This window comes from Pseudomonas lopnurensis (assembly GCF_015070855.1).
Classification (GTDB): Bacteria; Pseudomonadota; Gammaproteobacteria; order Pseudomonadales; family Pseudomonadaceae; genus Stutzerimonas; species Stutzerimonas lopnurensis.
The window spans coordinates 1-13,642 of sequence record NZ_JADDIX010000055.1; the positions used below are offsets into that span (position 1 = coordinate 1).

Consider the following 13,642-nt stretch of genomic DNA (forward strand, 5'->3'; position numbering starts at 1 on the left):
CGTTTGTTGCGTCGTAGGTCTTGTTGTTGGCGCTGATACCGCTGACGGCCAGATCGGCCTTGTCGATGGTCAGGCTGGTGTTCGTGCTCGCATAGCTGATGTCATAGCCCTGCTGGCCGGAATACAATCTCTTGCTGATCGTCAGGCTGTTATCTGCGGTGCTGTAGGTGGCTGCGTTCTTGCTGTTGGTGGCGTAGCTCAGTGTGCCGTCAAGCGCCGCGCCGGGCACGTTGGTGCTGTAGGTAGCGGTACCAGTGGCGGCGGTGCCGTCGTAGGTTTTGCCGGTGATGCTGCTGGTATCCGCCGTGACGGTGACTTGCTTCAAGAAACCGCGCAGCAGCGGTCCGGTCTGGCCTTCGTAGATGCGCCAGACTTTGCCGGTGCCGCCTGCATCGTCGATATCCCAGCCCGCGTCGGTGAACGTTTGCAGTTGTTGCAGTTGCTCGGTGGTTTTGCCGGTACCGCCTTTGCTCTCGCTGGTCAAGTTGCTATCCCAGAAGCTGTTGGTCACAGTGGTCCTGAACTGGGAGCTGTTGACGAGGGATGCAATCAGCCCTCCGGCATAGGTGTAGTCGCCGTTTTCACTCGTAGCGGTGGCGATGACACTGGCATAGCTATCATCGATATCGCCCCCGCCGATGCTGCCCACCAGGCCACCTGCATAGGTGAACGAGCTGCCGTCCAAGGCGCTGACATGACCGCTGGCATAGTTTTGGTTGATGTTCGGCCTAATGTCATAGATGCCGGAACTGCGGCCTAGCAAGCCGCCGGCATAGCTGCTCTGGCCGCCCGATGCGGTCACGTTGGCGTTGCTGACATAGTTTTGGGTGATGGTGGTGCTGCCGCTTACAGCCCCCACCAGCGCCCCTGCCTGGTTCGTATCCGCCCCGCTGGCCGAGACCCTTGCATCAATCAGCCCCACTTGCTCGATCCATGCACCGCTGCTGGTCATGCCAAACAGGCCCGCATAGCTATTCGTAGTGCCGCTACCGGCGGTAAAGCTCGGGCGGGTGACGTTCACCACCAGGTCGCCAATGGTGTGGCCCTGGCCTTTCAGTGTGCCAGTGAAGCGCGTGTCGTCGGTGCCGCTGCTGCCATCGCCAAGCGGCTTCCACCCCGCGCCGTCATTGGCTGTAGCGCTGGCCAGGCTGTGGTAGCCCTGGCTGTTTTGATCCAGATCGGCTTTGAGCTGGAAATACCCTGCCAGGGTGGTGGCGTTGGTGTTGATGTTCTGCAGCTGCTGCCAGTTGGCCAGCGTCCAGGGGCTGGCTTCGGTGCCGAGGCCTGAGTCGAAATACTGGTAGTCCGTCTTGCGCGTAACGCCTTGCAGCGTAGGTAGGCCGTAAAAGGCGTAGCCGTCCGTGCCCGCGCCGGTGGCGCCGATGCGCCAGGTGCTGTCGAAATCCCAGCCAGCGTAGGTGGCCTTGCTCTGCATCTCGGCGGTGGATTTGCCCGTGCCGCCGCCTGCGCTGCCGCTCTGGCCGGTGGTATTGGTGTCCCAAAAGCTGTCGGTAATGCTGGTGCCACCGCCACTGAGGGAGCTGTTGTCGCCCACCAGCCCGCCCACATTGCTAGGACCCGTGACAGCCCCCGTGGCATAAGCGTGGCTGATGCTGCTATTGTTGCTATATAAGCTGCTATTGCTCCCCACCAACCCGCCCACATTGCTAGAACCCGTGACAGCCCCCGTGGCATAAGCGTGGCTGATGCTGCTATTGCTGCTATCGTAGCTGCTGCTATTGCTCCCCACCAACCCGCCCACATTGTTAGAACCCGTGACAGCCCCCGTGGCATAAGCGTGGCTGATGCTGCTATTGCTGCTACCGAAGATGCTGCTATTGCTCCCCACCAACCCACCCACATTGCTAGAGCCCGTGACAGCGCCCGTGGCATAGGCGTGACTGATGCTGGCACTGCTGCCGAGGCTGCTGTACATAAAACCCACCAGCCCGCCCACCTTCAAGCCGCCTTCGCTGCCCATATCCCCCTCTGTTGTAACCCCCGTCACACTGCTCGTGGCATAGACATGGTGGATGTGACTGCTGCTGTTGTAGCCCGCCAGCCCGCCCACATTATCTTTCCCCGTCATGCTGCCGCCTTCCAGCCCCACATTGCGCAGCGTGGCGTCGATGATAGAACCGAACAGGCCCACGTTACCTTGATCGGGGCGGTTGATGGTCAGGCCGCTGATGGTGTGGCCCAGGCCATCGAAGGTGCCAGTGAAAAAGCCAATGGGAGCAAAGTTCGCCACGTTGCTGGCGTCCAGGTCGCCGCCCAGCGCGTAGTTGCCTTCGACCATGCCTTGCAAGGCAGACATATTCTTGATGACGGTGTAGCCCGCGCCATTGATGGTCAGCAGACCTGCACCGCTGCCCGCAAAGTTGACCTTGCCTTTAAAACCGCCGCTCTCCCCAAAGCTGGCGTTGATACTGCCGGCGCCGTGGTTCATCGCCAGCGTGCCGCTGCCGTTCACGTTGATCACTGCGTTCAGGTTGATGGCGTTGTGGGCGGTCAGGGTGAGTTGGTTGGCTGTGTAAGTGATGTCGGCATTGACGTGAATATCGCCCTTGTCCGTGCCGTTATCCGCCGCCATGGTCTGCAGGATGACGCTGGTGCTATTGAGGTTATTGCTCAGGGTGTCGGCACCGATGCCGCTGCCGGTATGGGCGGCGCTGCCCGCGCTGACGGTGAAGTCGGTCGGGTCGATCAGCCATTCGCCGGTCTTGCCGTCCGCCGCCAGGGTGGTCACCCGGGTGCCGTCCTGAATCTGCACATGGGCGCCACTGGTGTCGACAAAGCCGCCATTGCCGCCGTTGGGCGCACTGGCATCCAGGGTGCCGGCCACCTGCACGGTGCCGCCGTCGAAGTCGCCGAGCAGGACGATCTTGCCGTCCTTTTCACCCAGGGTTCGGGCTTCGATGACCCCGGTGTTGTTGACCACGGTTTTCAGCAGGGCTTCACCGGCATTGGCGGTGAGCAACACCTGGCCGCCATCGGCGCGGATCAGTTGGTGGTTTTCCACCAGGGCATCGACCAGGGCTTCATCGACCTGCACGTTGAGCAGGCCGTCGCCGGCGAAATCGAGCGTCATCGCATTGCCGGCAGCCAGGGTCACGCTGCCCTGGTTGGCGACGATCACGCCGTTGTTGCTGACGGTGCCACCGAGCAGGGCGACGCTGCCGCCGTCGGCTGCGGTGATCTGGCCGTTGTTGATGACGCTGGCGTTGCTGCCGTTGCCCTTGAACTGGTAGTTGCCCGCTTCGAAGTCGCTGTTGCTGAGGTCCAGCGTAGAGGCTACCAGGCCGCCGACGTTGACCTGCGCGCCCTGGCTAAAGAGCACGCCGTTGGGGTTGATGATGAACACCCGTCCATTGGCATCGAGCTGGCCCATGATCTTCGAGCCGTCTGCACCTAGCACACGGTTCAGGGCAATCGAGTCGGTGCCGGGCTGGTTGAAGGTCACCTTGTTACCGGCGCCGATATCGAAGCTTTGCCAGTCGATGGCGAGCTTGTTGCTGGCCTGGTCGATGACCATCTGGCTGTTCGAGGGCGTGCCGATCTGGCCGCTGCCGGATACCACCTGGCCACCGGTGGGCAGGTCGGCGGCGATTGCCGTGAGCGGCAGCAGCAGGGAGGCCGCGAGTATAGCGCCTGCGCCTTTGGCGCGGCGGCGGGCGTGCTCATCGGTCACGCTCCAGGCGCCGAGGCTTGGGTTCCAGACAAGGGCGTAGGTGCGGTTCATGGTGTAATCCCTTTAACAATGAAGACCGGCCGGTTTGCCCAGACGTGGAGCGACAAGGGGCGAGCCGGGAGTTGGGCACGCAGGCCTTACAAGAACGGGTATTGGACGGGAGGTGTTGGCGACTGGCTATCACTGAAACTAGGTAATTTCGGTGATTTTTTACCGACGCGATTGCGGGCGAATGCGATGCCGGGCCAGCCCATACAGGCCGATACGCCTGCCAAGATTTGCCGCTAAAGCGCCTCCCACGGCACGCCCGGTTCGTGGGAGGCGCTTTGCCTCGATGGGGCGTGGCAGGTGAAGCATTGATGCGACTGCCCTGCCTTGCGCAATGCGGCAAGGCTTGGCTATACCTGATTTCGGTGATAGGCGGAGCCTCTATTGCGTGCCACACTCGCTGCTCTTCACTGACCTGCTCCGAGTCCCTTCGCTGATGTCGACCGCCAGCACTGCCCCTGATGATGTTCTGCTGCCTGCGCCGGTGCTGGTAGTCGAGGACGACCCGCTGATGCGTCAGCGGCTGGCGCGGGTGCTCGGCGAAATCGGCTATGCCAGCGAGGCGGTGAGCTTCGTGGTGAACCTGGCCGAGGCGCGTGCGCATGTCGGTAGCCATCCGCTGGCGATGGTGCTGGTGGATCTGGGCCTGCCCGATGGCAATGGCATCGAGCTGATTCAGGAGTTGCGCGCGCAGGACCCGGCGCTGTGGATTCTGGTGATTTCGGCCTGGAGTACCGAGGAGGCGATCCTTGGTGCGCTGCGGGCCGGGGCCACGGGTTATGTGCTCAAGGAACGCGATGATCTGGAGGTGAGCCTGTCGATTCGTAGCGTGCTGCGTGGCGGTGCGCCGATCGATCCGTTCATCGCGCGACGCATCCTCACCCTGCTGCCGGCGGCACCGCTGCACAAGCCTGCCGATACGAGCGAAGCAGAAGCACTCAGCACCCGCGAGAGCGAGATTCTTGAATGGGTTTCCCGCGGGTTGAGCAACCGGGAAATCGCCGAACAGTTGACCATTTCTCGCTATACAGTCGAATGCCATATCAAACGGATCTACCGCAAGCTGGCCGTCTCCTCGCGCACCCGCGCGGTGAACGAGGCCAGGCAGCGCGGTTTGTTGCCCTGATCCTGCTGCTGGTCCTGTTGCCTTGGTTTCCGAGCCCAGCACAGGCGAACTGCCAGGCGAGCATTACCCGTGTGCTGGTGGCTCCCGAGCGGGCCGGCGATGGCGTACGCCCGCTCGAAGGCTGGCAGCCGGTAACCCTGCCGGATCTGTGGCAGCGCCACTGGCCCGGCTTTCTCGGGCCGGTGTGGTATCGGCTGGACTGGCAGGCCGATTGCCCGGCTGAGCCACTGGCGCTGAATATCAGTCGCATGGTCATGGCCGGTGAGGTGTGGCTCAACGACGATCTGATCTGGCGCGACGAGAGCCTTGTCGAGCCCTTGTCTCGCAGCTGGAACCTGCCGCGCTACTGGCTGTTGCCAGTCTCCAGTCAGCGGGAGGCCAATACGCTGTGGATTCGCCTGGTCGGTTCGGAGCATGCGGCGCCGGGCCTGGGGACGGTGCGCCTGGGGGGCTCTGAGCAGGTCTGGCCGGAGTATCGCCAGCAACTGTTGGAGCAGCGAGAGATCATTTTTGTCAGCCTGCTGATTTCCCTAGTGTTGGGCGTGCTGTTCCTGACGTTCTGGCTGATTCGTCGCCAGGAACGTACCTTTGGCTGGTTCGCGCTGGCTTCGCTGCTGTGGTCGGTTGGCCTTGGCAATATGCTGGTGACCACGGCCTGGCCATTCACCAACGGTGAGGTTTGGGATCGCCTGAGCCAGGGGGCGCTGGCGCTGTATTGCCCGGTGTTCTGCATGTTCATCTGGTCGTTCGGCGGCATGCGCTTTGCGCGCCTTGGAAGAGTCGTCTGGGCTGGGGCGATCCTGTTCACTGTGGCTGCGGTGCTGGTGCCGCAGATGTACATCGGGCAACTGCAGCTAATCTCTGCCTTTGCGCTCAGGCTGGTCTTGTTCGTTGTCGCCATGCAGCTCCTTTGGCATGCGCACCGTGTGCAAGAAGCCCGCCTGATGCTGTTCGGGGTGTTCATGTCGGCATTGTCGATATATGAGTTCCTGGCGTTCATGGGCTGGCTTGACGTCACCGGGGTGTATGCCGCGCTGTCGGCCCCTGCCTTGTCGATGGTGATGTTCCTGGTCCTGGCGACGCGCTTCGCCAGCAGCCTGCGCCGCATCGAGCGCTTCAACGATGAATTGCAGGCAACCGTGGACAGCACGCGCGCGGAGTTGATCCAGACGCTGCAGCGCGAGCACCAACTGGAAGCCGACAACATTCGCCTCAACGAACGCCTGCGCCTGACTCATGACCTGCATGACGGTCTGGGCAGCTCGCTGATGCGTTCGATCACCCGCATCGAGCATGGCGAGGGGCTCAAGGATGCTCAGTTCCTCTCCGTGCTGAAGACGCTGCGCAGCGATCTGCGCGATGTCATCGACGGCTCGTCTGTGGTGCCCGCCTGGCAATCGCCGCAGGAATGGTTGGCACCGGTGCGGCGGCGTTTCATCGACCTGTTCGACGATCTGGGCATCGAGTCGCATTGGAATCTGCCCGAGCATTGGCCTGGCAGGTTCACACCGCCGCAGTTGCTGGCGCTGACGCGCTTTCTCGAAGAGGCGCTGACCAATGTGCTCAAGCATGCGGGCGCCACCCGGTTGGACGTGGGGGTGCGTGCCGAGGCGGAGAATGGCCTGAGCCTCTGGATACGTGACGATGGTCGGGGATTCGAGGTGGATGCCGTACTTGCAGCGGGCACCGGGGTCGGCATGAGCAGCATGCGCATGCGCATCGAGCGCATGGGCGGGCGCCTGCGGATCGAGTCCCGCCCTGGTGAAACGCTGCTGACGGCCACCCTTCAGGGAGAGCGGGAAGGCTCGAGAATACCGGAGGGCGTGCCGCTCAACCGCTCGGCAGCAGACGGCAGATCAGGCTCTTGATGTAGCGCGTTTCGGCGATCACCGGGTGCTCCGGGTAGTCCGGGCCCTGGGCGCCGCGCCCGAGTTGCTGCATGTGGCTGTCGAGGTGGCGGGCGCTGCCGAGCAGGATGTTCTGCAGTCGTCCTCGGGCAGGTGCTGCACTCGTATTCGGCGCTTAGATATCAATTGGTTGGTATTCATAGGCATAGGCTCTGGTGCTACTTCACGCCCATCGGAACTCACTGAGGTATCTCGATACCGCGCATGCGCTCCGCGCGGCGGCGCAGCAGCTCGAGCGTCAGCAGCAGGACGATCGACAACAGGATCAACAGGGTGGCCACCGCCAGGATGCTCGGGTTGATCTGCTCGCGCAGTCCGGAAAACATCTGCCGCGGGATGGTGCGTTGTTGCGGACCGGCCATGAACAGCACCACCACCACTTCGTCGAACGAGGTGATGAAGGCGAACAGCGCGCCGGAAATCACCCCGGGGCGGATCAGCGGCAGGATCACGTCGAGGAACACCCGCAGTGGCGAGGCGCCGAGGTTCAGCGCGGCGCGTGCCAGCGAGTAGTCGAAGCCGGTCAGCGTCGCGGTGACGGTGATGATCACGAACGGCGTACCCAGCGCGGCATGGGCGATGATCACCCCCAGATGGCTGCCGGCGAGGTTCAGGCTGGAGTAGAAGAAGAACATCCCGGCTGCAGTGATGATCAGCGGGACGATCATCGGCGACAGCAGCAGCGCGGTGATGAAGCGCCGCAGCGGCATCTCCGCGCGGGCCAGGCCCACCGCTGCGCAGGTGCCGAGCACGGTCGCCAGCAGGGTGGCGAAGAAGCCGATGATGAAGCTGTTCTTGATCGCCAGCAGCCAGCGCGGGTCGCTGAAGACCTGCTCGTACCAGCGTAGTGACCAGGCGTCCGGCTGCAGGCGGAGCATGCCTTCGGTGAAGCTGAAGAACGGCTCGGCGTTGAACGACAGCGGCACGATCACCAGGATCGGCAGGATCAGGAACAGCAGCACCAGCCAGGAGAATAGCTTGAGCAGCCGGTTGCCCAGGTGATGCCAGAAGCCGTAATAGGATGGGGTTTTCATTGCATGTCATCCTGAGAAATAGCTGTAAGCCGCAAGCTTCAAGCTTTAAGTAAGAGCAAAGGCGGAGCGGCCCTGGCTTTAAGCTTGTGGCTTGAAGCTTGCCGCTCGATATCATCCGAGTTTGATGCTGCCGGCACCGACGAAACGGTCGTACACCCAGTACAGCAGCAGGATCAGCGCCAGCAGCAGCGAGCCCAGCGCGGCGGCCAGCTCCCAGTTGTTCGACGACTGCATGTGGAAGGCGATGATGTTGCTGATCATCTGCCCGTCGGTGCCGCCGACCAGCGCCGGGGTGATGTAGTAGCCCACCGAGATGATGAACACCAGCAGCGCGCCGGCGCTCAGCCCCGGCAGGGTCATCGGGAAATAGATGCGGGCGAAGGCCGGCAGCGGCCGGGCACCGAGCGAGAGGGCGGCGCGCAGGTAGCTGGGATCGATGCCGCGCATCACGCTGTACAGCGGCAGGATCATGAACGGCAGCAGGATGTGGGTCATCGCCAGCACGGTGGCGAACGAGGTGTAGAGCATCTCGAACGGCGCGGCGATGAGGCCGATGCCCTGCAGGAAGCTGTTGATCACGCCGTTGGTCTGCAGCAGTGCGATCCAGGCGGTGGTACGCACCAGCAGCGAGGTCCAGAACGGCAGCAGCACCAGCACCAGCAGCAGGTTGGCGCGGTTGCTCGGCAGGCTGGCCAGGTAGTAGGCCAGCGGATAGCCGAGCAGGGCGCAGAGGGCGGTGATCGCCAGCGCCATCTTCAGCGTCTTGGCGTAGAGCTGACGATAGATTTCGGTGTCGCGGGCCTGGATGCCATGCTCGGGATGCAGCTCCAGGTCCAGCGCGGTCAGGTAGTAGTTGTAGGTATAGACCTGACCGGCGCGTTGGACCGCCAGCCAGGTTTCCGTTCTCGACCAGTTGCGATGGGCGTCGAGCAGGGTTTGCACCCCCTGCTGCTGGAGTTCCTCGGGGCTCAGCCGGCCGACCCGGCGCGCGGTCGACTTGACCATGCTGGACATGCCCGCCTGCGTCCGGTTGAGTTCCTCGGCCAGCTTGCCGGACCGGCGTTCCTTGGCCAACCCGTGCAGTTCTTCGACGAACACCGCCAGGGTGGCGGGTTCCGGTGTTCCCGTACCGTCCCACTGGCCGAGCCGTTCCAGGGTGATGGGAATCAGCTCGGCGACGGTAGGGTGGTAGACGCTGCGCCAGAGCATGCTGGCGATGGGCGCGACGAAGCTCAGCAGGAGAAACAGCAGCAGCGGCACGACGAAAGCGAAGGCCAGCAGGCGCTTCTTGCGCCGACTGACGCTGGCCTGGCCGGCTTCGGCACGGGTCAGAATGGTCAAGGCGATACTCCGGTGCAGCGCCCCTGCGCCGGAGCGAAGGGGCGCAGGATGATCACTTCAGCAGCCACTCGTTGAAGCGCTCGCCGAGGGATTCACCATGATCGGCCCAGAACTCCGAACCGGCCTGGATGCCCTCGTCCAGGTGCGCGGTCGGCAGGTGCGGCGCGGCGCTCTGGTCCGCCAGCGGCATGGACGACTTGCGCGTCGGACCATAGGCGACGTCGGGCATGCCGGCCAGCGGCTTGGACTGGGTGGCATAGGCGATGAACTTGAAGGCCAGGTCCTTCTTCGGCGTGCCCTTGAGCACGGCCCAGGCATCGAGGTCGTAGACGTGGCCGTCCCAGACGATGACGAAGGGTTTGCCTTCCTGGCGGATCGAGTCGTAGAAGCGCCCGTTGGCCGATTGCACCAGTACCGCGCCGCCGTCGTTGAGCAGTTGCGGCGCCTGCGACCAGGATTCGAACCAGACGATGTCCTTCTTCAGGGTGTCCAGCTTGGCGAAGGCGCGCTGCTGGCCTTCCGGCGTGCCGAGCACCTCGTAGACATCCTCCGGCGCCACGCCGTCGGCCAGCAGCGCCCACTCCATGTTCACCTGCGGGCGTTTGCGCAGGGCGCGCTTGCCGGGAATCTTGGCGGTGTCGAAGAAGTCCGCCAGGGTTTCGGCCTTGGTGCCGCCGATGGTGCGCTCGTTGTAGGCGAACACCACCGACCAGACGATGTTGCCGACCGCGCATTCGCTGGCCAGCGCCTCGGGAATGAAGTCCTCGGCGGCCGGCGTGCCGTCGTCGCCCGGCGGCAGGATGTCGCGCGGCACTTCTTCCAGCAGGCCTTCGGAGCAGGCGCGTTCGAGGTCGATCACTTCGAAGTCGACCACGTCCCACTGGATGTTGCCGGACTCGACCTGCGCCTTCATCTCGGCGATGCCGCCGGAGTAGTCCTCGAACAGCACCCTGACGCCGGTGTCCTTCTGGAACGGGTCGATGACGTGTTTCTGCTGCGCCGCGCCGTAGGCGCCGCCCCAGGACACCACCGTCAGCGATTCCTGGGCGCTGGCGGTGAGGGATGCCGCGGCCAGCGCGGCGCTCAGGGCGAATGCGGAAACGCTGGTAGTCAGTGATCTAGCCATGTGTGTGCTCCGTTGCCTGTTGCAGTGAGGTGATGCGTCGTGGTGCTGCAAGTCATAGCTGCTACACCGGTTTGGGGGCTTCCTGCCCATCCAGGGCCTGGCTGTCCTGCGGCAGCCAGGCCAGGGCAATTTCGTCGCCCGGCGCGAGTGGTGGCGCCGAACTGTCGTTCATGTTCTTCACCACCAGTTCGCTGCCGTTGGCGGTCTCGAAGTGGTAGCGGATGTATTCGCCGACGTAGTGGCTGGTGACGAAACGGGCGCGGACCCGGTTGCCGGCATCGCCCAGGCGTTCGGTGAAGGTGAGCTTCTCCGGGCGGATCGACACCGTGGTCGGCTGGCCCAGGTCGCAGCAGTTGGCTTTCAGGGCGCTGACCAGGCCGCCGTCCTCCAGGCGCACGCGGACGCTGTCGGCCTCGACCGCCTCGATCGCGCCGCGCAGCTTGTTGCTCTCGCCGATGAAATCGGCGACGAACAGGTTGGCCGGGCGTTCGTAGAGCACGTGCGGCGGCGCGCACTGCTGTACCACGCCCTGGTCGAACACGGCGATGCGGTCGGACATGGTCAGCGCCTCGGTCTGGTCATGGGTGACGTAGATCACCGTGAAGCCGAGCTGGTCGTGCAGGCGCTTGATCTCGAACTGCATTTGCTCGCGCAGCTTCTTGTCCAGCGCGCCGAGCGGCTCGTCCATCAGCACGATGTCGGGGTTGAAGATCAATGCGCGTGCCAGGGCCACGCGCTGGCGCTGGCCGCCGGAGAGCTGCGCCGGGTAGCGGCCGCCGAAGTGCTGCAGCTCGATCAGCGCCAGGTACTGCTCAACCTGCTGGTCGATCTGCTCGCGCGATTGCTTGCGGATCTTCAACGGGTAGCCGAGGTTCTCGCGGATGGTCATGTGCGGGAACAGCGCGTACTGCTGGAAGACCATGCCGATGTTGCGCCGGTAGGGCGCGATGCTGGTGACTTGGCGGCCGTCGATCAGGATCTCGCCGCTGGTCACGTCCTCGAAGCCGGCGAGCATCATCAGGCAGGTGGTCTTGCCCGAGCCGGAAGGGCCGAGCAGGGTGATGAACTCGCCCTTGGCCACGTCCAGGTTGAAGTCCTTGACCACCAGCGTCTTGTGGTCGTAGGTCTTCTTCACGTTGCGAAATTGCAGGAACGGTCGGTCCCCGGCTTGATCGTCCATAACCTTTCCCTATGCCTTGGCAACGGTGGGCTCGTGTCCGTTGCGCACAGCAGGCCGTTCACGGTTGTTGTGGTCGTTGCTCGAGTAACGGCAGGAAGCAATAAGCACGCCAGCCAAAAGGCTGGGCGAGCCGAAAAGCAGCGTCCCCTGGAGTTCAAGCCTAGACCAGACCAGGCGTTGCGCGAGTTGGAGTGGCGAGCGGAGCGCGAATGCACCTGCCGGGCGGATGCACCCGGCAGGTGCGACTGCTCAGGCGTTGGGCAGGATGCGGCAGGTCAGGCTCTTGATGTAGCGCGTCTCGGCGATTGCCGGATGGCCCAGGACCCGCAAACGCTACCGGATGTGAGCTTGGGCAGGGAAAGCCTCGTGTCGCACGGGATGCTCAGAAATACCGCACCAGCTGTCCCCACACCCGCGGCGTGCGCTCCACGTCGCTTTCGGCATCGCTGTTGCCCAGCTTCCAGGCCGCCGTGGCGGTGATCTGCCAGCCGTAGGCCGCCCAAGTGGCACCTAGACCCGCGCCGGACAGGCTGCGGTGGTTGTCGCCGTCGTCCCATGGGGCCTTGTTGCGCCGCACCTGACCATGGTCGACGAAAGTTGACAGCTGCCATGCCGGGGTCAGCGCATAGCGCAGCTCCAGGTTGGCCAGCCAGCCCTGGTCGCCGGACGCCTCGCCCTGCGGATAGGCGCGCACGCCGTGGGCGCCGCCCAGGTAGAGCTTTTCCGAACTGTCGAGGTTGCCGTCGGCCCATTGGCCCTGTACCTGGCCATAGAAGCTGAAGCGATCGTTCAGCCGCTGCAGGCGCGTGAAGGTCGGGCGCAGTACGTTGAATTGCCCGGCGCTGCCGGCGGACAGGTCGTCCAGCAGGCGCTCCAGCTCGCCGTCGATGTTCAGGCTGCCGTGGCTCAGCGACAAACTGGCGCTGCTGAGCCCGCCGCCGAGCAGCACGTCGCGTCCGCTGGCGCTCAGGCTGGCGGTGATCTGCCGCGACCGCTTGTCGCTCCTGCTCGCGAACAGGTCGATGTCGTCCTTCAGGTGCTTGCCGTCGAACTGCAGATGGGCGTCCAGGTAGAAGTCCCGGCGGCGCACCAGCGGCTGGGCGAGGAAGATGCTGGCGATGCGCGCGTTACCGTGGGCGTCCAGGTCGCCGAAATCCTTGGCCAGCTGATAGTCCATGTCCGAATAGGCCACGCCCACCTGCGTGGCCCAGGGGCCGAGTGGCAACTGGTAGGCGGCGCGGTAGTAGTGCTGGTCCTCGTCCGAGCCCATGGCCCGCAGGCTGACTCGGTCGCCCAGGCCCAGCGGATTGTTCAGGTTCAGCGTGCCGCCGAGGCGGTACTCGCCGGTGAAGCGGTTGCCGTAGTTGTCGGCATCGATGCTGCCGGACAGCAATGGGTCGGGCCGTACGTCCACCCGCAGATCGGTGGTGCCCACCGAGGCGCCGGGCTTGAGAGTGGCAGCCACCTCCACGCCGGGGGTGTCCTTGAGCAGCAGCAGGCTGTGCTCCAGCGGGCCGGCCTTGAGCACGTCGCCGCTGCGCAGGGCGGCGAGCGGCGCCAGCGCGGAGCCCCACAGATCGGCCTGATCGTCAACTTCGATCGCACCGTAGCGGCCCTCGAGCACGGCGATCCGTACCACACCATGCTCGATCTCCTGCGCCGGTAGGTAGGCACGGGCCAGCGGATAGCCGCGCTCGCGGTACAGCCGGGTGATACGGTTGGCGCCGGCCTGCAATTCGCCGAGAGAGACCGTGCGGCCCTTCAGGTCGTCCAGCAGCGCCAGCAGCTCGGCGTTGGCAAGGGCCGTATTCCCCTCCAGGGCGAAGCCGCTGACCTGCAGTGTCGGCCCGCCGGCCTGAACCTCTGCGCCGGGAGCGTCCGGCAGGTTCAAGTCCAGCGGCTGTGGCGTCGGCAGTTGCAGCGGCCGCTGGTCGAGGCCGCGCAGCGACTGGCCGGCGTCCGGCGGCGGCGACTCGGGGGCGGCCAGCAGATCGAGCGGGGCTGAAGTCAGAGCCAGGGCAAGCAGGCACAAGGTGAAACGCATGTTCAGATTCCTTCTGGCAGGCGGATGCCGCTGGCGATGATGCGGTAGGGCAGTTCCCTCTCGATCAACGAGGCGGGCTTGCGCCGCTGCTCCTGGAGCGCGGCGAGGATGTCGGCGTAGGCGGCCGGCGGCGCGGCAGGGTCGG

At 64.4% G+C, this 13,642-nt stretch carries 9 protein-coding genes and 1 pseudogene (1 of these 10 cut by a window edge); 2 read left to right on the forward strand and 8 right to left on the reverse strand.

The window, feature by feature from the left end:
- A partial coding sequence (locus IN820_RS10480; protein ID WP_193681006.1) for a two-partner secretion domain-containing protein occupies positions 1-3,742 on the reverse strand: 3,742 nt, incomplete at its 3' end.
- A gap of 433 nt (positions 3,743-4,175) precedes the next feature.
- Between IN820_RS10480 and IN820_RS10485 the strand changes: the two genes are divergently transcribed.
- Positions 4,176-4,865 carry a response regulator gene (locus IN820_RS10485; protein WP_193680926.1) on the forward strand — a complete coding sequence of 230 codons (690 nt, stop codon included), beginning with the start codon at positions 4,176-4,178 and terminating at the stop codon, positions 4,863-4,865.
- Positions 4,775-6,733 (forward strand): sensor histidine kinase, encoded by a 1,959-nt coding sequence (locus tag IN820_RS10490; protein WP_193680927.1) that lies wholly within the window; start codon positions 4,775-4,777, stop codon positions 6,731-6,733. Before IN820_RS10485 ends, IN820_RS10490 begins: the two co-directional genes overlap by 91 nt.
- Here the strand turns inward: IN820_RS10490 and IN820_RS10495 are convergent.
- The 7 genes and pseudogenes from IN820_RS10495 to IN820_RS10525 all read right to left on the reverse strand — a co-directional run.
- Positions 6,696-6,868: pseudogene (locus IN820_RS10495) on the reverse strand (RlmI/RlmK family 23S rRNA methyltransferase); the annotation flags it as partial. The gene IN820_RS10490 and the pseudogene IN820_RS10495 sit on opposite strands and share 38 nt — an antisense overlap.
- 83 nt (positions 6,869-6,951) lie before the next feature.
- Positions 6,952-7,806 carry an ABC transporter permease gene (locus tag IN820_RS10500; protein ID WP_193680928.1) on the reverse strand — a complete coding sequence of 285 codons (855 nt, stop codon included), beginning with the start codon at positions 7,804-7,806 and terminating at the stop codon, positions 6,952-6,954.
- A 111-nt stretch (positions 7,807-7,917) separates the two neighbouring features.
- Complete coding sequence (locus IN820_RS10505) at positions 7,918-9,147, reverse strand: ABC transporter permease (RefSeq protein ID WP_193680929.1); 1,230 nt, start codon at positions 9,145-9,147, stop codon at positions 7,918-7,920.
- A 52-nt stretch (positions 9,148-9,199) separates the two neighbouring features.
- Positions 9,200-10,273, reverse strand: a complete 1,074-nt coding sequence (locus tag IN820_RS10510) for an ABC transporter substrate-binding protein (RefSeq protein WP_102894408.1) — start codon at positions 10,271-10,273, stop codon at positions 9,200-9,202.
- A 61-nt stretch (positions 10,274-10,334) separates the two neighbouring features.
- Complete coding sequence (locus IN820_RS10515) at positions 10,335-11,453, reverse strand: ABC transporter ATP-binding protein (RefSeq protein ID WP_193680930.1); 1,119 nt, start codon at positions 11,451-11,453, stop codon at positions 10,335-10,337.
- A gap of 382 nt (positions 11,454-11,835) precedes the next feature.
- Positions 11,836-13,497, reverse strand: a complete 1,662-nt coding sequence (locus tag IN820_RS10520; RefSeq protein WP_193680931.1) for a ShlB/FhaC/HecB family hemolysin secretion/activation protein — start codon at positions 13,495-13,497, stop codon at positions 11,836-11,838.
- Between the two features lie 2 nt (positions 13,498-13,499).
- Positions 13,500-13,642, reverse strand: partial view of a two-partner secretion domain-containing protein gene (locus IN820_RS10525; RefSeq protein ID WP_456239176.1) — the 3' end only. Its footprint extends 3,340 nt past the window's final position; only the last 143 of its 3,483 coding nucleotides appear in the window; the start codon falls outside the window, past its right edge; it ends in the stop codon at positions 13,500-13,502.